Here is a 23,076-nt window from a genome sequence, read left to right on the forward strand (position 1 = left end):
CTAGAAAAACGCGGCAAGTGCTTTTCTTTATAGGAGAAACGCACCGAACCGCCTCGATCGGCCCGAAAAAAGACCCACTTTCTCTTATAAAGAAAAAGGTACTACCCCGGGTGGGGGTGGGGCTCCGCGGGTCTTTGTCCCGAGAGCAAAACGCGCACACTTTTTTTGAAAAAAAGGGGACCACCCCCCCCCACCCAACCGGGGTGCAGGCATGGTTTTGACGCCGAAAAACGTAGGCGCGTAGGCAATTGGCGACGCGTCATTAACAATGGAAGTTGCGGCCGTGGTTGGTCGCAAAATGCCCCGGCCGAACCAGCTGGGGCGATCTTGGGTAGGCCGCTAGCTCCGGCCACACAAGGCGCAGCTGCAGGGTTTCACCTTTGCCCAGCAGCTGCGCTTTGGCCCTTCTCACACGAAAGGTGAATCTATGTTCGACTTGATACCGAGGCAGGGCGTTTCCGAGCATGCCAAGATTTTGCGGAAGATCGGAACCGACTGGAGCCCCACTACCCCTTGGGCCCGATCTGAAATTTCAAAGTCTGCACTGACTGAGCTATGCCGTGCCGGTTTGATTTTCGCGAGGCTAGATTATGGTTTCCGCCTTGCTGATGGAGGGGCGTTTCGCTGGCGGCTAAAACTGACTGGAGACCGCGGTGTCACTGGATTCTTGCGAAAGCAAATGGAAACCGCCGCCGCCGGCCGAACTGTTGAGCAGCGGAGTTTTGGTGAAATCGAAGAGGTTTGCTTGACGGAACTAGGAAGCTCCGCCAAGTCAGCTTCGGACTGGCAACGCAAGGTCTCGAGGTTTGTCGAACTGAGACGAGAACAAGGCTGGGCCGACGGGGTCGTTCGGATCGAAAGGGAGCAACAAACATCCCCGCAAGCCGCTTCCGTCAACATTGCGGCAAGCCAAGCAAACGCCGCGGCGAATGCGAGCGTAGGGGACATACACGTCACCGTTGTTAATGAGATCCAACCACCGGTCGTTGCGTCGCAAGGGACGACGGTTGCCGAGCCTGCCGAAGAAGAACCAGAAGGAGATCGCGGGCCGAGTGACTACGAATACTGGTGTTATCTGCTATACGGCGTCGCAGAGGCCTACCTGATCGAAAAGCACGGTTCCAGCCGCCCCCGACAGTCGGAGGTTTACGGGGTGCTGAAAACATCCTACGGGAACGAGATAGAAGCCCCTGGTGTTCCTGACAACTTCAAGATGCCAAACACAGAAGACGCATTCCTGAAGGCCTACCGTCGTGGCAAAAAGTCGCTTTCAAGAGCCAGGCCGGACAATTCGGACAAATAGCGGACAAGATCGGACAACTGAAAGAAAACGTTAAGTTTTTCAAGCCTGCAATTTGCGGGCTTTTTTTGTACCTGCCACCAAGACTCGGACGAATCGCATCGCTCGCCGCCCCATTGTGAACACCTCTTGTTTTTTGCAATGGGAGCAAAACATGGTAACGAGCGAATTGCTAACAGGCGCCGAGGTCCGCCAGCTGGTCGGAGTGTCTGCGCCAATCTGGATGGAGTTGATCGAGACCCAGCGCGTCCCGCACCCCGTCGACGTGGGCGGCCGGTTGAAGTGGCGACGGTCCGACATCCTCGAATGGGTGTCATCTATGAAGGCTGTGGGAATCTTCAATGCGAAGAAGCTGGAGGTGCCCGCGTGACTCGTGAGATCTATCTACGCGGCATCGATCCCGACCAATTCCGGGCCGAAATCGTCCGCGACGTCATCGAGGCTATCGGCCCTCTGTTGGCCGACAATCGCGAGCCGCGACTAGTCGACCGCCAACGCATGGCGGACCTGTTGGGCGTGTCGGTACCGCATCTCGACACGCTGGTCCGCGATGGCGTGATCCCGAGCAAACTGGTCGGCAAGCGTCGACTGTTCGATCCGGGGCCCGTGATCGCCGCGTTACCCACCGAGGGAGGCGTCGTCCAGTGAGCATTCAACAAACCGATCTGTTTGGCGCTTTCGACCGGGCCGCGATGGTCCCCGGCAACACAGAATCGAAGAAGACCCGCCGAGCGGCCTACGACGCCGCAAAACCCAAGGTGTCGGCCCGATCGCTGAGAGCGTTGGCTTTCCTCCACGATCGCGGATCACATGGCGCGACGCGCGAAGAGATCGCGATCGCACTGGGGACGGTACACCATGCGGTGTCATCGATCACGGGGCCACTAATCAAGCTGGGCTTGGCATCCGAGACCACGGGACGACGCGAGACATCGACCGGGACACGAGCTGTTGTCCTGGTCGCGACATCGCCGCGGGAGGTACTGGAATGATCGATCGACACACTATCTGGCGGCAGCGGTCGATCGAGATCGTTGCGCGACGATGCGGACTATCGCACCTTCCGCAACGCGATCAATTGCAGTTGTTACGCCAGCTGGTCGCCGAACGGCGGGCCGAAGTGGCCCGGAAATTGGAGGCGACGGAGTGAGCGGATTTATCAAGCTGCATCGCAAAATCGTTGACTCCGAGGTGTTCGCTGATGAGGGGATGTTTCACACCTGGACGATGCTTCTGCTGAAGTGCAACTGGAAGCCCGCGAAGTTCAAGGGCCGAACGGTGAAGCCTGGACAGATGGTCTTTGCTTGGAGGGAATTACCAGAGCGATTGCAGGGGCCGATGGTGAAGCCGTTGAGCATCAACACGCTACGAAAGCGGCTTCAGGCAATGGAATCGATTGGGATGTTGACGGTCGAGAACTGGGGCCGATGCACCGCGATCACAATCGTGAATTGGGGAAAGTATCAATCCGACATCGTGTCAAATTCTGACACGACAGACGGTCAAACAACGCAATCTACGGAAACCACCGTATCAAATTCTGACACGATAGCTGACACGATAGCTGACACGATAGCTGACACGATAGCTGACACAGATAGAAGAAGGTTAAAGAAGGGGAAGAATCCCCCTAAGTCCCCCAAGGGGGATCGGGGTGGTTTTGATCCTTTGAAGATCGAGATTCCAAGCAGCCTGGACAGCCCTGCGTTCCGTGCTGCATGGACTGAGTGGTGCCAGCATCGCGTCGAGCGCAAGGCCAAGCTGACAAAGACAGCCGCCGGAAAGCAGATCAAGCAGTTGGCCACCTGGGGGCACCAGCGGGCTGTCGCCGCGATCGATCACAGCGTACGCAGCGGATGGCAGGGCATCTTTGAGCCAAGCGGAAAATCGACGAACGCTCCTGAATCTGCAGGCCAGCACGAAATCACCCAACCACAACGACGCCAACGGAGGGCACCCGCATGACATCCGCCGCCGAAGAGATCGCCGAATTCGAAGAAATGTTGACCGCTGCAATCTTGGTCGACGCATCCGCCGGAGGCAACGCCATCGACGAAGTGCGGTCGAAGATCACGAGCCGAGACTTCACGCTGCCAGCGGCCCGTCGATTGTTTGCAGCGTTCGAGGACATCCGCGATAGCGGCGGGGTGCCTGACATCCTGCCCGTGGTTCAGCACCTGCGGGATTCCAACGGCGAGACAGTCAGCACGCGATACCTCCGCGAATTGGCCGGCAAGGGGCTTGCACACAACATCGACTACTATGTCGGCAAGATCGTCGATCGGGTTTGCCACGAACGGCACCGCAAGTTTCACGCGGACTTAGGGGGGCTGATCGATGGCGGCGCATCGCGGCCGGAGTTGCTGGAATTCATCGAACGATTTTCGACCAGCCTAACCGGCGGCATCTCACAGTCGCAGATCCGCAACGCCTACGACATCGGACAAAGCGTCCTAGCGAACCTCAGAGACGCCAAGCAGACGGGACGGGAACGCGGTATACGAACTGGCATTGTGCCGCTGGACGAACACACGAATGGGCTGCAGCCGTCCACGTTGACAACGATCGCCGCGAGGACATCGGTTGGCAAGTCGGCACTTGGCCTGCAGATCGCGGACCATGCTTGCCTAGCTGGCTATCACGTCCTGTATTGCTCGATGGAAATGTCGGGGGAAGAACTGATGGGCCGCAACGTTTCCAACGATTGCGGAATCGATTCTTCTCTGATCGCCGGTTGTGCGCTCGATGGCTCGATGGTGACCGACAGCGAGTTGTCAGAGATTGCTGTGAGCATTGAGCGGTACCGAGAAAAGCACTTGCTGATCTGGGACCCGCCGAGTCGGTCTATCACAGTGTCCGACATCCGCCGCCGTGCTAAGGCGATGCACATCGACCGCCCGTTGTCGCTTTGCGTCATCGACTACATCGACTTGGTTAAACCAGCCGACCGACAAACCGGCCGACGCGACATCGAGCTTGGCGACATCGCCAAAGGGCTCAAGAGCCTGGCAACGGAATTGAAGATCCCAGTTGTTGTGCTCGCGCAAATCAACCGCGCCGGAACCAACAGAGATGGCTCGAAAAACGAAGCCAAGCCGGATTTGCAACACATCGCCGACAGCGATCAGGTGGCGAGAGACTCCGACAACGTTTGGATTTTACATCGACCTCGACTCGATGAACCAGCGACAAGCCTGTTGATCCGAAAACAGCGAGGGGCACCAGTGTGCGAAATACCGCTCCACATGGCTTTACCCAAAACGCAGTTCACAGAACCGCCGATCAGCAGCCACACGAATTTCAACAAAGACCTACCCAGCGACCAATTGGATTACGACACGCTGGTTCGACGCGACTAGACCGACCCAACCAAATCACGTTACGATCAATTTGCCAACGGCTAGGCTGATCCCCGAAAACCGCAATCCTGAGCGGCTGCCGCTGGTGTTTTTTCAGGACGATCACAGGAAATCGATTCACGATGGCATCACTTCGCAAGGAATCCGACCGAGGCCGAACAGGCTGGCGACTGCAGTTTCGGCAAGCTGGCAAACGTCGATCGCTTTGGCTTGGCGACATGAGCAAACGGGCGGCCGATGGTGTCGCGCGGCACGTCGATGAACTGGCCAACGCCACCGCCGCGAATGTTTCACCCTCTGCAGACACGCTTCGATGGGCCGCCGGTCTCGACGGCCGGATCTATGAGACGTTGCACCGGTGGGGAATGGTCGAGGCTCGGGTTGCTGTCGATTCAGATTCCCGCATGTGCGCTACGTTCTTCCGCCGTTGGATCGCCACGAACTGCACCACCGCCCGCACGGCCAACAACTACGAACAAGCGGTGACGTGGTTCTGCAAGCACTTCGGGGACCGGCGGACGCTGTCGTCGATCACCCCAGCGGAGTTTGGCGAGTGGTTCCGATGGATGCGGCACGCCGACCGACTGGCAGAGTCGACGGCAAATAAGCACGCCAAGCGGATCAGGACGCTGTTCAAGGCGGCAATCGCTTCTCGACTCCTTACCGAGAACCCTGGCACGGGGACCAAGATCGGCGACGAAGTAAACCGCGACCGGGACCACTACGTCGACCGCGAAAGCGCCGCCACGATCATCGACAAATGTGACATCGAATGGGCCGCCATCTTTGGCCTATCGCGTTTCGCTGGTTTGCGTTGTCCATCGGAGGTCACCCGGTTGAAGTGGTCGGACGTCGATTGGGAGGCCGGCCGTCTGCGGATCGATTCACGGAAAACCGGCCTGCGGTTCTGTCCGCTCTTCCCCGAGTTGCGGCCGCTACTTGATGCCGCGTGGGATCTGGCACCCGAGAGGGCCGTCTACGTCATCCGCAACCACCGGGACGCCGAAGCCAACTTGCGTTCCCAGCTGAACCGGATCATCGAATCCGCGGGCCTGGTCCCCTGGCCTAAGGCGTTCGTCAACTTGCGAGCATCATGCCGGACGGACCTGGAGCAAAGGTTTCCGGGGCATGTTTGCGATGCCTGGTTGGGGCACTCTTCGAAGGTGGCCGCCAAGCATTACCTGCAAGTCCGACCCTCCGATTGGGCCGACGCGTTAGCAAGCGGCGCGCCAAATCTCGATAAATCGGCGGTGTCATTATCTGACGGCGGTGTCATCGGCGGTGACATAGAGGGCGATGATCTGGCATTTGCCAGCGGAGAAGATACGAAAAAACCCAGCAAAACCGGGCCGGTTTGTGCTGGGTATAGTCGTGAATGCTCTAATGAGTACCCCCGAAGGGATTCGAACCCCTAACCCCCGGTTCCGAAGACCGGTGCTCTATCCAGTTGAGCTACGGAGGCATCAGCACCGAAGTGCAATACCGTTGGCTGGCACAGAGCGATTTCGCTGCCGGTGCCAGACTGCCCAAATCTTACAAGATTTTCGCAGGCGTGCTAGTCCCGCAGGGGACAAATTTGCCGCCCCGCCAGTTTTGGCCCGCTATATGCCCTTTTCCTCTACTGACCGCTACAGGGTGAATGCCAAACGTTAACGCCCCAGTCTGCCGCATCGACGCCGTTATTGAAGCCAGGCGTCGGGATCGGCATCGCTCGGCATCCGCCAATCGCCCCGCGGCGACAGGCTGACGCTGCCCACTTTGGGGCCGTCGGGGACACATGTCCGTTTGAACTGATTCGCAAAGAACCGCTTGAAAAAGGTCTGCATCGTTTCGGCGAGCGTCGCGTCGTCGTAGGGCTGCGAAAAATTCGTCTGCTGGGCCAGCCAGAGGATCTTTTCGGGCGAATAGCCGTTGCGGATGAAGTGGAACAAAAAGAAGTCGTGCAGTTCGTACGCTCCGATCGTCGCTTCGGTGCTCTGACGGATCTCCCCGTCTTCGGTGGGGGGCATCAATTCGGGAGAGATCACCGCGTCGGCGATTTGGTGCAGCGTGGTCCGGACCGATTCGTCGAAGTGGTGGTCGCCGGCAAATCGGACCAGGAAGCGGACCAGCGTTTTTGGGACCGATGTGTTGACGTTGTACATCGACATGTGATCGCCGTTGTAGGTCGACCATCCCAACGCTTGTTCCGACAGATCGCCGGTTCCCAAGACAAAACCGCGACTCATCAGCACAAAGGTCCGAATCCGCGCCTGGATGTTTTCGAACACCAAGTCTTTGGCATCGTTGGGCGTTTTTATCAGCTGCTGCTGCAGCGTTTCGACGTCCATCTTTTCGGCATCGATTCCCAGCGGCTGATGCTGCAGCGATTGAAACGCTTGCAGGCACAACTGGCGAATGTCGATCGTCTCCCGCGTCACGCCCAGTTGTTGCATCAACCGATCGGCACTCTCGCGAGTCTGGTCGGTGGTTCCAAAGCCGGGCATCGTGATCCCGTGAATGCGCGAGGTCGGCCAGCCGTATCGCTGGCACATCTTCGCGGCAACGACCAACGCCAGGGTGCTGTCGAGGCCGCCGGAGACGCCGATGAAGAGGGGCATGTTTTCGGGCAGCTGACGAATTCGCTGGGCCAAGCCGGCCGATTGGATCTCAAAAATCTCGCTGCAGCGGTCGGCAAGTGTATTGGGATCGCTAGGGACAAACGGCCGCGGCGCGATGTCGCGCTGCAGTTCGCGATCGGGAGTGTGGGTGAGCGAAAAATCGATCTGGCGATAATCGCGCGGTAGCGAGCCACGGGCGTCGTCGAACGAACCGATCGTGCGGCGATCGTGCCCCAGTTTTTGTAGGTCAACGTCGACGGTGGCCGATGTCGCTCCCTGCCACGCCGGTTGGCCATCGCCCACGCGGCGCGAGTGGCTCAAGACGACTCCGTTTTCAGCGATCATGCAGTGCGCACCAAAGACGACATCGGTTGTCGATTCGGTCGGGCCGGCGCCGGCGTAAGCGTAGGCGGCGATGCAGCGTCCCGATTGCGATTTGACGAGATCGGTTCGCCAGCTGGCTTTGCCAACCGTTTCGGTGCTGGCGGACAGGTTTAATAGAATGTTAGCACCGGCGACAGCCATCAAGCCGCTGGGAGGATTGGGAGTCCAGAGATCCTCGCAGATCTCGATTCCCACGACTGCATCGCCCGATCGGAACAGCAGATCGATGCCAAAGGGAATCGATTGGTTGTCGACGGTAATCGTCGCCGGTTCGCTGCCGTCGGCGGCGCGAAACCACCGCGCCTCGTAAAACTCTTTGTAGTTCGGCAGGAACTGTTTCGGAACGATTCCCAACAGTTGGCCGTTGTCGATCGCGGCGGCGCAGTTGTACAGGCTGCCCGCGACGCTGACCGGCACGCCGACGACAACTAATTGATCGCGACCCGCCGATGCCGCGACGATCTGCTGCAAAGCCGCCATCGCCGCGTCGATCAATTGTTGTTGTCCAAACAGATCGGCGGCGGTGTAGCCGGTCAGGGAGAGTTCGGGAAAGAGGACGATGTCCGATTCGCCGTACTGTTGCAGCAGTTCCTCGATCTCGGCTGCGTTTTTACGAGGTGCACCAACATGAACTCGCGGGCTTGCGGCGGTGATGCGGACATATCCGTGGGGGTGCATGAGCGGGACGATCCTTGTTAGGCACAGGTTTTTGCAACGTGATTTGTAGTATACTCGCCACCGCCGCGGATCGGCGAGAGCGCTGAAGCGGGCGACGGGGCGCGTTGGGGTTGGCGTTTAGGTCGATCGGTCGTAGAACGCTAACGCTCGTTTTGCGAAGAACCGGACGCTAACGCGTGGCGGCTGATCGTTCCAATTGAATCACTGAATATTGCTGAAGCGGGCGATGTGATACCGGAGAGATATGCCCGATGAGTTCCCGATCGATCTATACCGACGACTGTTTGTTGTTTCTGGAAGAGCTGCGGCACAACAACGATTGCGCGTGGTTTGCGGAGAATAAGGAGCGGTATGAAGCTTCGGTCCGGGAGCCGAGCTTGCGGTTGATCGAAGCGATCGGCCCGCGGCTGGAAAAGCTGTCTCCCTTCTTTCCGGCGGTTCCCAAACGCGTTGGCGGTTCGTTGATGCGGATCCACCGCGACACGCGGTTCGCCAAAGACAAGACGCCCTACAAGACGAACGTCGGGATCCATTTTCGCCATGAAGTGGGCAAAGATGTCCACGCCCCTGGCTTCTACGTTCACATCGAGCCGGAGCGATGTTTTGTCGGTGCGGGATGTTGGCGTCCCGCTTCCCCGGCGCTGCTGGCGATTCGTCGCAAGATCGCCGACGAACCGACGCGTTGGAAACGGGCTCGCGACGCGAAGGCGTTTCGCGACAACTATCAGCTGGAAGGAGAGAGTCTGAAGACGACGCCTCGCGACTTTGCCAAAGACCATCCGATGATCGACGATCTGCGCCGCAAGGACTTCATCGGCTTGAGTCCGTTGGTCGAGAGCGACGTGACGTCGCCCGATCTGGTCTCGACAATCATCGCTCGGTTTCGAGCCGCGCGATCGTTGATGCAGTTCCTGTGCGAAAGCGCATGCGTGCCGTTCTGATCGCTGCCGCCGAGATCGGATGAAGCCCGAGCTGAGAAGGACTCAGAAGCCGCAGTCGAAGAAGATCTGGTGGTTTTCGAGCTGCAGTTTTAGCGGCAGCCGCAATTCGGAAGGCTGGTGCGGCAGCAGCGGTTGATCGGCGGCCAAGCAGTTTGTATTTGGCGCGTGGATCTCGGCGAGGATCCGGTCGGCGCCGATCCGTTTGATCTCCAGGTGGGATTCCGCGATCGCGGTTTCATTGGCATCGGCGATCACGCACCGCGTGCTGGCTTTATCAAAAGAGATCGAATACTTGCCGTCGGCATCGTCAGCTGTTTGTCGCCCAAAGCTGGTGACCAGTTTGACGCGATGTTCCAGCAGGCGTTCGTCCTCTTTTTTCAGGAAACAGAAGACGGGAAAGTTCTCATCCAAGGCGGTTTCCAGCACGCTGTGGAGTTCGCCGGCGGATGGGAATCCATCGAGCATCTCGTCGATCGTCGGGCGGTCGCCCCACTGGGATCGGACGATGAACTCATGTTCGAGCATCGACACATAATGTTCGGCATCGAGTTGCAACGCGGTCAGCATCCCGGCGTAATGACGGGTGTCGCGCGGTTCGTTGTCGATATTCAATCGCCAACGCCACTCGAGATCGATCATGGCGAATTCGACCGCCAGGTCGCGTCGATAGACCGGGCTGACGGTAGAGATCGCCTCCCACAAATTCAGAGGGTTGCCGCGTCGCCAAGACTGTTCAAATTGCTTCCACGCATCGCTTGTCTCTTCGTCGTTCGAATCAGTCATCGTTGTCTGCTAGTTCGATCTTCTTCAGGGTCTGGCGAATCAGACGAATGTGGCGTTGCACGCTGCGAATCGAAATTCTCAACGTGTCGGCGATAATAGGGTTGGCGTGTCCCTCTAACTGCATCAGCACGATGCTCTGCAAAATGTTCTTTCCCAATGCCTGCAGCAATTGGTCTAAGGTCTCTTGGACGATCAAGGCTTGTTCGGCGACCGGGCCGGTTGGGACCGATCGGATCGAAAAGAAACCGTTGCTGGACGAGTCGTCTCCCGCTTCGGAGATATGGATATAACGGCCGTCGCGTTTGGTGTATTTGATCGATTTGCGAAGCACGATCACACTCAACAAACGAAACAGATCCTGCTGAGTCTTCAGCTCTCCAAACCGCCCTGCTCCGGCTCCACTGACGAAGCTCCGCATCGCGCTGGCGGCAACACCTTCGACATCGCCGCCCAGTTGGCGGCTCCGCATCCGGCTGCGTGCAAACGCGACGAGGTAAGGGAAATACTGGTTGAAAACCTGTTCCAAGGCAAAGTTTTCACCGCGTCGTACCCCTTCGATCAATTCGTCGAGTTCTTGGCTGCTTCGATCGGAATCGTCATTCATTGTATTCTCGACTTGATTGAATTTATCGCTCAGGAGCGATTCATAGTTTCGCGTCAGAATCAATTCTGGTCCTGGAGGCGATTGATTGTCTAGAGAAATCCAGCAATTTAATCGATCGCCCGGGCGGTTACGGGATGTCCATTTCGGTTGCTTCGACGATCATCCCTGGGCCATCGCCCACGAGATCACCGCTGATGCCGACGGTCTGGGCAGTAATCACGCCCGGATCGATCCAATAGCCATCGGGAGTCAATTCCATTGTTCCCATATCGAGATCGAGGTTTCGCCGCACAACTTCGTAGTTGACCCAGATGTTTAGGAAGCCGTTTTGAGCGTTCAACAGATCGCTTAACGCGAAGATAATATCGCGAGCCGCGGTCGGGCCGCTCGACAATCCGCGAGCCTCTCGCAACAGTCGCAAGTCTTCGTTCAAACTGATCTGTTCAGCCGCCATACGGACCGCGGAGCGTTGCAGTTCGAAGTTCACCTGGTTGGCTCGCAGTTGGCGGATCTGGCCTCGCAGCAACTGCCATACGCCGTCCTCGTACTGATAATAATTACGGCGAGCTTGTTGGTATTCGATAAGCGATTGCCGGTAGGTGTTGCGTTCCTGCAGTCGGGTCAGCGGTGCGTCCCATTGCAGGCCAGCACGCAGGCGTCCCGCATCGCCGTTGAGTTTAAACGGATTGCTGTCGGTGTTCTGCAGGTCGCCGCTGAAGGTGATGTCGAGCGAGCTTTCCAGGTTGTCGGCGTTAAATTCGATCAGACGCCATGAATCGACAAGCGAAGCGCGAGCGTTGGCCCAGTCGCGTCGTTGTTGCCGCGCGATCTCGAGAGCCTCGGGGGCGCTGATATCGACTTCCGGCAGCGACACGCTTTCGATCCGGGCTCGGGCCTGGATCAGCTGCATCACCAACACGTCTTCGGCGATCGCAGCGATCAGATCTTGAGCAGCGAGGATGCCGTTGTCGCGAATCTGTTGCGACAGCGAACCATCGGCGTCGGCTTGAGCGGCCGTTTGCGATGCTCGCGACTGCAACATTTCCTGCAGCCCTTGGTCGATCGTATTGATCTCGATCGCATACGCGGTCATCCGTTTCTCAAGCTTGTTGTAATCATCGATCAACCCCTGCCCGATCCGATTGAAATCGGTCGGATCAAACAAGGCTTTGTCGACCATCGTCAACGGCAGCAGCGTGCAGATCTGATCCTTTTCGGTTTGGTAGATGTTCAACAGTTGCGACGAGGATCGCTGGCGATCGGGAACCGCTTCGGCCAACGCTTCGATATCGCGTTTCAGTCCTGGCAGGTCGGTTTCGATAAACGTCTTCTGCAGCTCTGACAGCGGAACCAGTTGTCCGTTCAGATCTGCCAGCAACTGGGCAACTTCCGGCGTCCAAGTGATTTTCAGCTCGGGAAGATTGGTCGCAGGGTTGATCGCCTCACGCCCTGTTTCCAGCAGCCGCGTGTTGATGTTGCCGACGACGGTACGGATGTCGGAGACCTGGTTGCGACGGTCTTTCAGATCGGGCGAGATCAATTGGAATTGATTCAGCACGGGGTCGCGGATCTCGACGCAGAGGTACGGAGGCAGTCCCAGGTCGCCCAGGAATGAGTCGACCGATGCGTTAAATGCCGCTTGTTGATTGACCAATTGGCTTTGTGCCGACAGGAGGGCTTGTTGAGCCTGAGCGACTTGCAGCCGTTGCCGTGGGATCGCTTCTTGGTCGGCGGGGATCGTGGTCAACATTTCGACAAGCGTATCGTTCAGCAGCAGCAGGTTCTCACGCAGCCGCGCCACGTTTTCCTCTTGGTTTTGAATCTGCAGTTGATCCTGCAGCAATCCCAGGAAGCCGCCCGCTTGAGCGACGCCGCCGCCACCGCCGATCCCCAGGTTTCCGCCGCCGCCGAGTCCTGCGAAGCCGCCGCCGAGTCCCGAGAAGCCTTCCAGGCCGACGCCGAAGACGCCGCCGCTGCGCGATGGGCCCGCATCGACGCTGCGACCGGTTGTGATCGAAAGATAGAAACTGCGGCGGTAGCGTTCGAAGGCGCGAACGTTCGCCAACAGCCGCCGTTCGGAGAGGGTCAGTCGTTCCATCACGCGGTCGCGGCCGGCATTGCGCAACAGCGGTTGAACGAGCGTAAAGTCGAGGATTGTCGAAGCGCTTTGCGTGTCGGGGCCGCTAAATTCCCATACGATCGAATTCGCCATCCCGACGACGAGGTCGGCACCGGTGGTGAAGCTGCGCTGCATCGACCAGGGGCGTTGGCCAACGCTGTAGGGGCCGACGGCCAGATTCGAACTGCTCTCGCCGCCAGATCCCGAACGCAACGGTCCGTCGGCTGTATAAAAGGATTGCAAGCCGCCGAAGAATTGCGTGTCGAAGCGGAACCGTTCGCTGCTGACATCCAACGCCGACAGGTAGAGGGTTTCGAGTTCTTGTTGGTAGCCGGGGGAATTCAACCGCGCCAATTGGAACGCGGTGTCGGAATCGAGCACCAGCACGCCGCGCTCATCCAACGGCAGGAACCGCCACCAATCGGGATTCTCCGCCGTGTTTGTGTCGCCGTTGGCGTGCCACAGCGGATAACCCCGCTTGCCGTCGACGCAGTTCATGTAGGTGTTCGATTTAGGATCGTCCTTGGGCATCGGCGGGCGATCGGGATCAAACGGATCGAACATCCGGCTCTGGCTGTCGATCTCGATCCGCAGCGCGTGCCCGGGATCTTCCCCGCTGTGACAGACCTTCTCGTCGATCAATTGGTACGCTTCGCGATCCGCCTTTTTGCGATACAGCGCACGGTTACAGCCAAGGTTGGGGAGGCCGACGCAAGCAATCAGCCCTACGATGGCAAATGACCTGAACTTCGCCGCGGCCAAACGCCGCGCAAGAATGATCTGGTTAACGGCTTCCATGCCTTAAATCCCTATGCCTGAAGTTGTTGCTGCGAGCCGACAGTCCATCGCTTGGACCGCGCAACCAACCGCCGTCGAAAACGCCGGGGCCGTTGCTACTCGTCTCGTATCCCAAGGTGGGGTGCCTGCGGTCGGTCGCAGTTTCGATCGTTTTCCATCTCCCCAACTCCTTCGCAGCCTGCGGGTTGCCACGATCCCCCGCCTGTGACGATGCGAGGGCGAGTGACGTTTGGCAGGCTTCGTCGCGATGGAGCGGTTTGTCGCTATCTGCGGGTGCGGATAGATCCGACCGATCGTGCCACGTGTTGGGACTATCAGTCCTGAATAGGTTCGGAGCGATTTGCGGTTCGACTTGAAACGGCTGGCGCGATTGAGCCTGGAGAAGCGCCCCGTGGGATCAGTTGATCCGGATATACCGGTTGTCCCGGTGTTGCCAATCGGCCTCAGGTCGACCACTCCAACGGAGGAACCATGGCCGGATTGACAGGTTTTGCTTGACGCTAGAAACGTCCCAACTTACCATCAAAGCATGGGTTAGACCTTCGTCAAACCTTTGCCCAACGCGATCGATCCCGCAAACGCTTGTCTCAGCTACTCTGGAACACCGATGGAAATCGTCATTCAAATACTGCTCGGCCTGTCAGTCATCGGATTCGGTGTGCTGATGTGGAAGAGTGCCGAGCGATGGACTTGGGTGCCATTGGTGATCGCGCCGATCGTGTTCATCGAGGCGGTGGTCTTTATGGGCTTGGTCGCGATGTCGTCCAAATCCCGCGTCGCATGGCAAAAGATCTCGGTCGAACTGGAAGAGCGTCTCGATAAGGCGACCGTTGAAGAGGAAGAGCTTAAATATGGCGTGATCGGTCTCGAAGGAGACCAGCGAGCCGTGGTGCCGATCGAATTGGCGCTGCAGAAATTGCGAGTCGAGGCTGGCCGCGTCTGGCGTGGGCTCTCCCCGCAAGGAGCCGCTCAAGGTCAATTCACTTTAAACATGCCGCAAAATCAAGCGGCCGCCGCCGCAGTCGATCCGGCTGCGGAACCGGCTGATCCAGCCGCCGCGCCAGCGGATGGTGCCGAATCGTCGGCGATCCCCGTCGATACGATCGTGTTCGCCTTTTCGGAGGTGATGGATCCGAATCAGAACCGCGTGCCGCAAACGTTCCTCGGACAATACCTGGTCACCCAAAGCAGCCCGCAATCGTTGACGCTGCAACCGCTGCGAGCCCTCTCGGCTCTCTCTAAGCGTCAGCAACAGGGAATCAGCCAAGCTCAATCCTGGGCGATCTATGAAGTCATGCCGCTGGATGGCCACGAGCCGTTTTTTGTCGAAGCGAGCCGGAAGCGAGACGAAGCGATCTTCGGCGATGCCGACGAAGAATTCTTGAATGCCGCTTTGGCTGGCAAAATTCCGGCAGAGGTGCTGCAGAGCTATTTAAAGGATGGCAAGCAGGCGCAATCGGATGATCCGCCCGAGGCGAAGTGGCGCAAGATCAAGCTGCTGAAAGATCATTCGGTGATCGTTGATGGTTCTGGCCAGCGGACCGCCACCGAGGGAAGCTATTTCGATCTCTTGGGACAAGCTGTCGACAGCCGGTTGCAGTTGGCCGACGGCGACGAAGTGCAGTTCAAAGCGGGGACCGAATTGGTCTTCAAGTATGAAGAAGCGACCGAGTTGATCAGCACCGGCGTGGCGGAATTGATCGATGAGATCTACGTCCGTCCGTTGAACGATTACGACGAGATCGAACGCCACGTCTTCGAACGCTTGGACGTGCTGGCTGAAAAAGTTGTCGTTCTGAACCGCGAAATCGCGATCATGAAAAAGGTCAAAGAAGCTAACGACACGATGTTGGTCAGCGGACAGGAAGACAAGTTGAAGCTGGAAGCGGAGCTGGCGCAACACCGCGTCGAGAAGGCTGCGATCGAAGCGTATGCCAAGGAATTGCAACAGCGAAAAGCTGCGATGCGAACCCAATTGGCAGCGTTGTACCAAGACAACGTCAAGATCGTTCGGAATCTCGAGCGGGTGCAAATGCAGCTGAAGCAACAGATCGATCAACGCACCGCTGCGGCCGGACTCTAATCTCTCTTCCGCCGCCGCAGGGTCGCAATAGCGAGTGCTGGCAAGATCTGCGGGTCGCGCCGATCGTGACGCCGCGGGCGACCCTACGCTTGGGCCACGCCAAGAAATTCATGCTCGCGAGTATTGCCGCTGGACGTTTGCCGTCGCGGTTGTCGACTGCTGTATAATGGCTCGCTGCCCGAGCGGTGTTTGTTCGCCGATCGCCGCGGAACACAAGCCGATGCCCTGCGGGCGGATCGTTCGACCGCGCGGCTTCATTCCCACCAAGGGGCTTTCCGGTCGTGGATCCATTTTTCATCACCTGTACGACCTGCAGTTCGCGGTTGAAGGTGCGCGATGAAAGTATGATCGGCCAGATCGTGGCCTGCCCCAACTGCCAAGCGATGGTCTTGGTGGAACCGCCGACCGAAGACCAGTTGACGATCGGGCGGCAGCACGACATCGACAGCCAGGCGATCACCAGCGAAGCGATTCACGAGGAACTGGAGTCCGAGGGAACGTTCGCCCAACCCGGTTCGGCCGACGCGACGGACGCCGATCTCGATGCCGCCGATTCGTCGGATTCGCAGTCCGTGTCAGCCTCTTTCGGGACCGCGCCCCCTGCGGAATGGCAGCCTTCCAGCTACCAAGGCTATCGCCAAATCGGCTTGATCGCCCTGGTCTCATTGATCGCAATCGTCAGCTCTGCCGCGATTTTCGGGCTGTTTATCCAATCGTCATTAAATAAAGAACAACAGGCAGCTGGAGAGATCGATCCCGCGGTAGAGGATGAACCCGCCGGCGGCGAACCGGCAGACGACGACTCCGCCAACGCCGACTCGACAGCGGAGGTTGATGAACCGCTGGAGGCCAGCGAGCCCGAAGACGCTGCAGCAGCGGCGACGCCAGCTGAATCCGACGGCGCGGCGTCTCCTGCCGCCGACGCGGAACCCGAATCGCAGCCGATGGCGACGACCGAGGCGGGAGATCCCGCTGACAGCGACCCCGCCGCGGCGGCAGTCGATAATCCCGCTGCGGATCCGAAAGCCAAGCTGCCAGCCGACGCGGCGAACGGTGCAGATCGGATTTTTGCTGAGGTGGGGCAGCCAGCTGAACAGCCCGAAGCGGGGACGATGGAGGAATTGCCGCCGAGTATGCAGATGTTTTCGAGCATCTTCGGCCAGGGGCTCGATCTGCAGGAACCCGAACCGAAGCCGCAAGCCAACGTGTTGAAGGCGATTCGTTTCGAACCGCCACCGGAACTCAGCACCCGCTATCCGGCGCCTCAGTCCCCCGTCGATGTGCAACAGCGGTTGCGGCAACCGCTGGGGATCAACCTCAATGCGACAACGCTGCACGCCAGCGTCGAAACGATTTCGGAGATCGTTTCGGTGCCGATCAGCTTCGATATCGAATCGCTCGATTCGGCCGGGATCAAGCTGGATGCAGCCGTCTCGGGCCGCTATCTGAACACAACCGCTGGCGATGCGCTGCGGGAGATCCTTGCGAAAGTCGGCTGTACGCTGCAGCAGACGGGCCCCGGGCAGATGGCGGTGCGAGCGGCCGAGCCGCAGATCGCCAAGGCTCTCGAGCCAGCGTTTGTGGTGGGCGACCTGCAAGATCCCGAACAGATCATCCACTTGGCGACTCAACTGGCTCATCTGGCCCAAGATCCGGCCGCATTGAGGTTCGACGCCGCGAGTGGCCGCGTGGAAGTGACGGGTTCGCCGCAAGCGATGTGGCGGACCGCGCTGGCGCTCGACGCGCTGCGGATCAGCCGAAATCTGCCTCCAAAACTGCCAGCGGCTCAAACGTCGCGATGGTTGGTCGACGGGAACCCCAGCGACTTGCCACGCCCCGATCCGGGAGCGATCGTGCTGGAGGGGGACCTGCCCCGTCCGATCGAACATTGGCTGACCCAAGTCGCTCAGCCGCAGAAGGCTCGCGTCCTGATCGACTGGCCCAGCGCTTGGCAATACGGTTTGACTCCCGAATACACCGTCCTCCCTTGGACCTCGCACGATTCGTTGGCTTCGTTGGAACAGGAGCTGTTGGAGCCGTTTGGGCTGACGATTCGCGATCTCGGCGACGGAAACTGGATCGTGACGACGCAGTACGCGTTGGCGATGTCGCCCAGAACGGTGGTCTTCAGCCCGCCGATCCCGGCGGAAACGCAATTTCTGGAGCGATTGGCGGCTGGTGCGGGGCACGAATCGCCGGAGACTTTTGCGGGGGTGATCGACCCCGTATCGCGGCGGCTGATCACTCGCGTATCGCAGTTTTTGCAGAGTCAGATCGGGGCGGAACTGTCGGCAAACCCGTAACTACTGGCGGGGAGCGGTTTTAGTGGCCTTTCGCGGCGATCCGGCCGAAGATATGGGCTACCGCACGAACGCAATTTAAGTCATACTGGGCGATCAAACCCTTATAAATTGGACGTGGTTTTTAATGCTCCGCTCGCATCTGATGCGGTCGGGAATCAAGCATTGGGGGCTGCGTGAAGTAGATATAGAACGTCAGTTTGTTGAGATTAGAGACACAATTTCATGGCCAAGAGCAATAAGAAAGCGGACACCATCTTCCTGGTCTGCGAAGAATCGGGCGATTACAACTACTCCATCCGTCGCAAAGGTGGCGGGGAAAAGTTGCGTCTGAAGAAATACTGCCCTCGTTTGCGCAAGCACACTTGGCACAACGAGAAGAAGAAATAATCTAAAAGTCAGCGGAAGGAAACGCCATGGCCAAGCGGTGGCGTCTGCTGCCTCATGATATGGGCCGGGTTGAGCATCTTATGCGCCAATCCCGGCTGCCTGCTGTGGTCGCCCAAGTGCTGATCCGGCGTGGCGTATTTCATTCCGAAGACGTCCAGCGGTTTCTCGAAAGCCGTTTGACCATGCTGCGTGACCCCGAGGATCTGCCCGGGGTTCCGGCCGCTGCTGATCAGATCCATCAAGCGATCCTCGATCGCAAATCGATTGTGATCTACGGCGATTACGACGCCGATGGGATCACCGGCACCGCGATCCTATTCAATGGGTTGAAGTTGCTTGGGGCGGACGTCAGCTATTTCGTCCCCAATCGGCTGGAGGATGGCTACGGTCTGAATTGCGATTCGATTCGCAAGCTGGCTACTCGCGGCAAGCAGATGGTGATCAGCGTCGATTGCGGGATCGCAAGTCCCGTCGAAGCTGATCTCTGCAAGGAGCTGGGCCTGGAATTGATCGTCACCGATCACCATCAGTTTGGCGATCGGTTGCCCGATGCCACGCTGGTCCATCCGCGTCTGCCAGGCACTCAGTATCCGTTTGCGGGGCTGTGTGGTGCGGGTGTCGCGTTCAAGCTGGCTTGGTCGGTTTGCCAGCGTGCCTGTGGCGCGAAGAAGGTGACCGAGCGGTTGCGTTCGTATCTGATGCAGTCGTTAGCGGTCGCCGCGATCGGCACGGTCGCCGACGTCGTTCCAATGTTGGATGAGAATCGGATTCTGGTCCACCACGGGCTGCGAAGCCTGTTGTCGAACCCATCGATCGGGATGCGCGAACTGCTGAAGATCACCAAGCTGGATCAGAAGTCGGCGCTCTCCAGCGAGGATATCGCTTTTATGCTCGCCCCACGGCTCAACGCGACCGGGCGGCTGGGGCAGGCTCAGTTGGGCGTCGAGCTGTTGACGACCGACAATCCCGTCCGCGCTGCGGCGTTGGCGGAGTATATCGACGGGCTCAACGGCAGTCGGCAGACGCTGGAGCGGAGCGTTTATCTGGCGGCTGATAAGCAAGCCAAGTCGGAGTTCGATCCCGATCAGGATCCGGCGCTAGTGCTCAGTGGAGTCGATTGGCACAAGGGAGTGATCGGCGTCGTCGCCGGGCGAATCGCCGAGAAGTACGGCCGACCGACGATCATCCTGTCGTTGGACGGTGCCGCGGGTAAGCCGGCTATCGGTTCGGCTCGGTCGGGCGGAATGGTCGACCTGCACGCGATGCTTGGCGAGTGCGACGAGCATCTGATCACCTACGGCGGTCACGCCGCAGCGGCTGGCGTGACCTTGGACGAGTCCTCGCTAGATCGTTTCCGCGAAGCGTTCTGCGAAGCGGTTTCACAAAACGTCCCCAGCGACTACGAGGCCGAGATCAGTATCGATGCCGAAGCGTCGTTCAGCTTGTGGAATCTAGAAACCGTCAAGCAGGTCGAGATGTTGGAGCCGTTTGGCGACAGCAATCCCCGGCCGATCTTCTGCGCCTCGGGAGTCTCGCTGAAAGAGCCCGCTCGGAAGATGGGAGGAGGCGACCGGCACCTGACCGTCAACCTCGTGCAGCAGAACAGCGCGATGCGAGCTGTTGCATTTGGAGCCGGTCAGTGGTGCGAGGAGCTGAACGAGTTGAACGCTCCGATCGATGTCGCCTACCGCCCAGTAATCAACGAGTTCCGTGGCTATCGGAAAGTCGAGATCCAGATCGTCGATTGGCGACCCTCGGGCCAGCGCGCTTCGGATTGATCGCGCGCCAGCGTTTTCATGTTTATCGCCGCCTGTTCTTTAAAGCGGGCAAACCCAGATGTTGCGATGACCTCTTAGGCCGTGGCGGCAACTGGCGTTTTGCGAGCCCCTTAAAGCGGGCGAACCCAGATGTTGCGATAGCGGACGGGGTTGCCGTGGTCTTGCAGCATGATCGATCCGCCCGGCGGGTGGCTGCTGTATTTCGAATTGGCTCGGCCGGTGGGGCCTGTCAGTTCGCGATGGTGATGCAGCAGCACGCCGTTATGGAAGACGGTCAGGTAAGCCGGCTTAGTCAGCTTTCCCTCGTCGTCGAATTCGGGCATCTCGTAGATCACGTCGTAAGCCTGCCATTCTCCCGGCGGTAGCGTGGCGTTGACCGCTGGTGGATATTGGCCGTAGACAGCGCCAGCTTGGCCGTCGGCGTAGGTTCGGTTGTTGTACGAATCGAGCACTTGGACCTCGAACGCCCCCCACAGCTTGATTCCGCTGTTTCCGCGTCCCTGGCCGTCTCCGACAACCTTCTTGGGCGAGGCCCATTCGATATGCAGTTGGCAGCTGCCGACGTTGTCCAGTGAGCAGAGGTATCCGGTGCCTCGCTTCGATTCCATGTAGCCGTCTTTGACGGTCCAGCGAGCGGGGGTGTATTGGCCTGGGACCTTGCTGTCTTGGTGGCCCCAGTTCGACAGATCGGTTCCGTCGAACAGCACGATCGCATCGCTTGGTGGAGCGGCGGGCGAGTCTGCTCCTGGCGTGACAGCGCGTGGGCGTGGACGCAGCAGATCGTGGATTCGCCACGGTTGCCCGGGCAGCAGTTGCGTGTCGGTGTAACCGATTGGTGTCATCGACTTGGGAGAAGCGTCAGCCGGTTTGGCCGCTGCTTTTTCCTCAGGCTTCTTCTCTTCAGCCGCTTTCTTGTCTTCGGCTGGCTTGTTCGGCTTCGCTTCCTGCTTTGGCTTTTCCGCCGCCGGTTGCTCCTTCGGCTTTTCGGCTTCCGGTTCGGCTGGCTTTTCAGCTGCCGCCGCGGGCGAATCAGCCGGCTTCGTCTCCGCCGCCGGTTGTTCGTTGGTCGCCGGAGTCTTGGCGGGGCTGTCTTGAGCGACGGCAAATGCCGCCGTAGCGACGATCAGGCAGAGGCAGGAGATCGAATGAGACATGGAGCGGTGTCATGGTGCAGAGTGGGAGGAGCGCGGCGAGTGTCGCCGCGCTAAAGAGGTATCGCTAACTGGCACAGCGCGAAGGCTGTGGCGAGCTAGTTTCCTTGGATCGCTTGAACAGCTTCGGCTGCCGCTTCGCGAACCATCGAGCTTTCGTCGCTCTGCAGTGCTTTCAGCTGGTCGACCGAACCCGCAGCGGCTTTGCCAAGCGTGCCGAGCGTGCGAGCAGCTTCCAAGCGGACGAATTCGTTTTCGAACTGCAGGGCTTCGGTCAGCAAGGGAACTGCTTGAGCGACCAACTTGGGATCGCCAGGCTGCAGTTTCAGCAGCGACCAAGCGGCCGAGAGTTGCAGGAACGAATCGTCGCACTTGAGGCGTTGCTGCAGTTCGCTCAACACAGAGTTCGATGTCGCGCCGATGCTTCCCAACGCGTAACATGCGCTGTAGCGAACGCGGCGATTGTCGTTGGACAGTTGAGCGACCAAGACGTCGCTGGCTGGCTGAGCGGCCGAACCGATCGAAGCGAGTGCGAATGCGATCTCACGGACTTGTTCGGGATCGTCGCTCGACTTCATCGCAGCGATCAGATCGGGTACCAGTGGCGCGGCGTCGGGTCCAAGTCGGCGAGCCAGTTCGATTCCCAGAGGGCGGAGCGATTTGTTAGCCAGGCCGGTTTTGATCACGCCCATCGCGGCGGTTCCCTTGTCGGCCAGGACGTCGACGATTTGCGAGATCACTGCCGGTTCGCTGTCTTGCAGCGCCTTGGTCATCGCTTGGATCACCATCGGGTTGGGGCCATCGCTGCCCGGTTTGATGTCGCCCAGAGCGCGGACTGCCAGTTGGCGGATGCGCGGTTGGTCGGACGAAAGGCCAGCGATGATCGCGGTCAGTGCGGTGGGCCGCTTTGCCGATTCGGGGTTCAGGGTCAGCAGGCTCCATCCGGCCAGCAGTTTCAATTCGGTGTCGGTCGCTTCGTCGAGAGTTGCTTCGAGAGCTTCGGCGCCCGATTTCGGTTCAGGGTATTGGCTGAGGGCAAAACAGGCAGCGTATTTGCCAGCTAGCGGCGCGTCGCTTTTCAGGACCTTAACCAGTCCGGGGACGATCTTCTCGCCATCGCCTTGGATCTTGCCGATCGCGATGATCGCTTGCAGTTGGACTTCGGGTTGAGCGTGGTCGACCAGCTCCATCAGTTGGGGAGTCAGTTCGGCAGCATCGGGGCCGATTTCGCTGACGACCAACAGAGCCCAGTAGGCGGCGTCGGGGTGAGTGAGCGTCTCGCGAAGAGCGGGGATCGCATCGCCACCCAGGTCGGCCATCGTGTGGATGACTTGCATGATCGTTTCGGGGTCGCTGCTCTTCAGGGTTTTAGCCCAGATCGGCATCGTCAATTCGCGCGGAGCTTTGATGCGGATCAAGGCCTTGATAACCGCATTGCGGACGCGTGGGTTGTTGTCCGTAGCGTGTGGGATCAGCGCTTTGGCGACGTCGACGTTGCCGTCGGCGAGGTAGCCCAGAGCGTAAGCCGACCGAGCGCGGAGGGCTGGTTTGTCGGAGTCGAGCAGTTTCACCAGGCCGTTGATCGCGGCGGTGCGGGCCGGGCCATCGGGCGTGCCAGCCAAGCCTTTGAGGGCGGCTGTCTGTTGTTCGGTTGTTCCCTGTCGCAATTCTTGCAGCAGCGAAGGGACGTCGGTGGCTTGGGCCTGGGCGAAGCTTGGGAGCGTCGTTTGGAGTATCAGTAGTGCCAGTAAAGCTTGGCAGGTACGCAGGGCGATGGACATATTTAGGAACTCGGTGATCGAGGAGGA

The 23,076-nt window shown here is 59.1% G+C and carries 18 protein-coding genes and 1 tRNA gene; 12 read left to right on the top strand and 7 right to left on the bottom strand.

The annotated features are described in order from the left end of the window. Window positions 1-427 precede the first annotated feature (427 nt). From CA51_RS05370 to CA51_RS05400, 7 genes are all read left to right on the top strand, one after another. On the top strand, window positions 428-1,303 hold the full coding sequence (locus CA51_RS05370) for a hypothetical protein (protein ID WP_145118501.1): 876 nt from the start codon (window positions 428-430) through the stop codon (window positions 1,301-1,303). 151 nt (window positions 1,304-1,454) lie between these two features. Then, entirely contained in the window at window positions 1,455-1,670 is a 216-nt protein-coding gene (locus CA51_RS05375) for a helix-turn-helix transcriptional regulator (RefSeq protein ID WP_145118503.1), read from the top strand. Further along, the gene (locus tag CA51_RS05380) at window positions 1,667-1,948 is read left to right on the top strand and encodes a MerR family transcriptional regulator (protein WP_231746014.1); all 282 of its coding nucleotides are present in this window, start codon (window positions 1,667-1,669) and stop codon (window positions 1,946-1,948) included. The genes CA51_RS05375 and CA51_RS05380 overlap by 4 nt, the downstream gene beginning before the upstream one ends. Continuing rightward, the gene (locus tag CA51_RS05385; protein WP_145118505.1) at window positions 1,945-2,292 is read left to right on the top strand and encodes a hypothetical protein; all 348 of its coding nucleotides are present in this window, start codon (window positions 1,945-1,947) and stop codon (window positions 2,290-2,292) included. Before CA51_RS05380 ends, CA51_RS05385 begins: the two co-directional genes overlap by 4 nt. A gap of 154 nt (window positions 2,293-2,446) precedes the next feature. Then, entirely contained in the window at window positions 2,447-3,265 is an 819-nt protein-coding gene (locus CA51_RS05390; protein WP_145118507.1) for a hypothetical protein, read from the top strand. Then, window positions 3,262-4,659, top strand: coding sequence for a replicative DNA helicase (locus CA51_RS05395; RefSeq protein WP_145118509.1), 1,398 nt, complete (start codon window positions 3,262-3,264; stop codon window positions 4,657-4,659). The genes CA51_RS05390 and CA51_RS05395 overlap by 4 nt, the downstream gene beginning before the upstream one ends. Window positions 4,660-4,877: 218 nt before the next feature. After that, a complete protein-coding gene (locus CA51_RS05400; RefSeq protein WP_197451613.1) occupies window positions 4,878-6,074 on the top strand; it encodes a tyrosine-type recombinase/integrase in 1,197 nt (398 codons plus the stop codon). Here CA51_RS05400 and CA51_RS05405 read toward each other — a convergent pair. Together CA51_RS05405 and CA51_RS05410 are read right to left on the bottom strand one after the other, a co-directional pair. Further along, window positions 6,048-6,121: transfer RNA gene (locus tag CA51_RS05405), tRNA-Arg, on the bottom strand. The genes CA51_RS05400 and CA51_RS05405 overlap by 27 nt on opposite strands. Window positions 6,122-6,338: 217 nt before the next feature. Then, a complete protein-coding gene (locus CA51_RS05410) occupies window positions 6,339-8,321 on the bottom strand; it encodes an NAD(+) synthase (protein ID WP_145118513.1) in 1,983 nt (660 codons plus the stop codon). Window positions 8,322-8,572: 251 nt separating this feature from the next. On the opposite strand from CA51_RS05410, the gene CA51_RS05415 reads away from it, so the two are divergent. Beyond that, complete coding sequence (locus tag CA51_RS05415; protein ID WP_145118515.1) at window positions 8,573-9,262, top strand: DUF2461 domain-containing protein; 690 nt, start codon at window positions 8,573-8,575, stop codon at window positions 9,260-9,262. Window positions 9,263-9,304: 42 nt separating this feature from the next. Here the strand turns inward: CA51_RS05415 and CA51_RS05420 are convergent, their stop codons facing one another. The 3 genes from CA51_RS05420 to CA51_RS25670 form a co-directional block, all read right to left on the bottom strand. Further along, the gene (locus CA51_RS05420) at window positions 9,305-10,045 is read right to left on the bottom strand and encodes a hypothetical protein (RefSeq protein WP_145118517.1); all 741 of its coding nucleotides are present in this window, start codon (window positions 10,043-10,045) and stop codon (window positions 9,305-9,307) included. After that, the gene (locus CA51_RS05425) at window positions 10,038-10,649 is read right to left on the bottom strand and encodes an RNA polymerase sigma factor (protein WP_145118519.1); all 612 of its coding nucleotides are present in this window, start codon (window positions 10,647-10,649) and stop codon (window positions 10,038-10,040) included. Before CA51_RS05425 ends, CA51_RS05420 begins: the two co-directional genes overlap by 8 nt. Window positions 10,650-10,776: 127 nt before the next feature. Then, window positions 10,777-13,566 carry a TolC family protein gene (locus CA51_RS25670; RefSeq protein ID WP_197451614.1) on the bottom strand — a complete coding sequence of 930 codons (2,790 nt, stop codon included), beginning with the start codon at window positions 13,564-13,566 and terminating at the stop codon, window positions 10,777-10,779. A 607-nt stretch (window positions 13,567-14,173) separates the two neighbouring features. Between CA51_RS25670 and CA51_RS05435 the strand changes: the two genes are divergently transcribed. The 4 genes from CA51_RS05435 (at window position 14,174) to recJ (ending at window position 20,117) form a co-directional block, all read left to right on the top strand. Beyond that, on the top strand, window positions 14,174-15,649 hold the full coding sequence (locus CA51_RS05435) for a hypothetical protein (protein ID WP_145118521.1): 1,476 nt from the start codon (window positions 14,174-14,176) through the stop codon (window positions 15,647-15,649). A 281-nt stretch (window positions 15,650-15,930) separates the two neighbouring features. Next, window positions 15,931-17,952 (top strand): hypothetical protein, encoded by a 2,022-nt coding sequence (locus CA51_RS05440; protein WP_145118523.1) that lies wholly within the window; start codon window positions 15,931-15,933, stop codon window positions 17,950-17,952. Window positions 17,953-18,174: 222 nt separating this feature from the next. Further along, a complete protein-coding gene (rpmG, locus tag CA51_RS05445) occupies window positions 18,175-18,339 on the top strand; it encodes a 50S ribosomal protein L33 (RefSeq protein WP_145091005.1) in 165 nt (54 codons plus the stop codon). Window positions 18,340-18,419: 80 nt separating this feature from the next. Continuing rightward, window positions 18,420-20,117 (top strand): single-stranded-DNA-specific exonuclease RecJ, encoded by a 1,698-nt coding sequence (gene recJ / locus CA51_RS05450; protein ID WP_231746015.1) that lies wholly within the window; start codon window positions 18,420-18,422, stop codon window positions 20,115-20,117. A 110-nt stretch (window positions 20,118-20,227) separates the two neighbouring features. Here the strand turns inward: recJ and CA51_RS05455 are convergent, their stop codons facing one another. Together CA51_RS05455 and CA51_RS05460 are read right to left on the bottom strand one after the other, a co-directional pair. Next, a complete protein-coding gene (locus CA51_RS05455) occupies window positions 20,228-21,271 on the bottom strand; it encodes a 3-keto-disaccharide hydrolase (protein ID WP_197451615.1) in 1,044 nt (347 codons plus the stop codon). A 95-nt stretch (window positions 21,272-21,366) separates the two neighbouring features. After that, window positions 21,367-23,049, bottom strand: coding sequence for a HEAT repeat domain-containing protein (locus CA51_RS05460; protein WP_145118527.1), 1,683 nt, complete (start codon window positions 23,047-23,049; stop codon window positions 21,367-21,369). Window positions 23,050-23,076 lie beyond the last annotated feature (27 nt).

Origin of the sequence: Rosistilla oblonga (assembly GCF_007751715.1) — a bacterium.
In the GTDB taxonomy this organism is placed as follows: domain Bacteria; phylum Planctomycetota; class Planctomycetia; order Pirellulales; family Pirellulaceae; genus Rosistilla; species Rosistilla oblonga.

Excerpts from the sequence above, each read along its gene's own strand:
- CA51_RS05370 (WP_145118501.1), top strand. The coding sequence starts at position 428 with ATGTTCGACTTGATACCGAGGCAGGGCGTTTCCGAGCATGCCAAGATT.
- CA51_RS05375 (WP_145118503.1), top strand. The coding sequence starts at position 1,455 with ATGGTAACGAGCGAATTGCTAACAGGCGCCGAGGTCCGCCAGCTGGTC.
- CA51_RS05395 (WP_145118509.1), top strand. The coding sequence starts at position 3,262 with ATGACATCCGCCGCCGAAGAGATCGCCGAATTCGAAGAAATGTTGACC.
- CA51_RS05400 (WP_197451613.1), top strand. The coding sequence starts at position 4,878 with ATGAGCAAACGGGCGGCCGATGGTGTCGCGCGGCACGTCGATGAACTG.
- CA51_RS05410 (WP_145118513.1), bottom strand. The coding sequence starts at position 8,321 with ATGCACCCCCACGGATATGTCCGCATCACCGCCGCAAGCCCGCGAGTT.
- CA51_RS05415 (WP_145118515.1), top strand. The coding sequence starts at position 8,573 with ATGAGTTCCCGATCGATCTATACCGACGACTGTTTGTTGTTTCTGGAA.
- CA51_RS05420 (WP_145118517.1), bottom strand. The coding sequence starts at position 10,045 with ATGACTGATTCGAACGACGAAGAGACAAGCGATGCGTGGAAGCAATTT.
- CA51_RS05425 (WP_145118519.1), bottom strand. The coding sequence starts at position 10,649 with ATGAATGACGATTCCGATCGAAGCAGCCAAGAACTCGACGAATTGATC.
- CA51_RS25670 (WP_197451614.1), bottom strand. The coding sequence starts at position 13,566 with ATGGAAGCCGTTAACCAGATCATTCTTGCGCGGCGTTTGGCCGCGGCG.
- CA51_RS05435 (WP_145118521.1), top strand. The coding sequence starts at position 14,174 with ATGGAAATCGTCATTCAAATACTGCTCGGCCTGTCAGTCATCGGATTC.
- rpmG (WP_145091005.1), top strand. The coding sequence starts at position 18,175 with ATGGCCAAGAGCAATAAGAAAGCGGACACCATCTTCCTGGTCTGCGAA.
- recJ (WP_231746015.1), top strand. The coding sequence starts at position 18,420 with ATGCGCCAATCCCGGCTGCCTGCTGTGGTCGCCCAAGTGCTGATCCGG.
- CA51_RS05455 (WP_197451615.1), bottom strand. The coding sequence starts at position 21,271 with ATGTCTCATTCGATCTCCTGCCTCTGCCTGATCGTCGCTACGGCGGCA.
- CA51_RS05460 (WP_145118527.1), bottom strand. The coding sequence starts at position 23,049 with ATGTCCATCGCCCTGCGTACCTGCCAAGCTTTACTGGCACTACTGATA.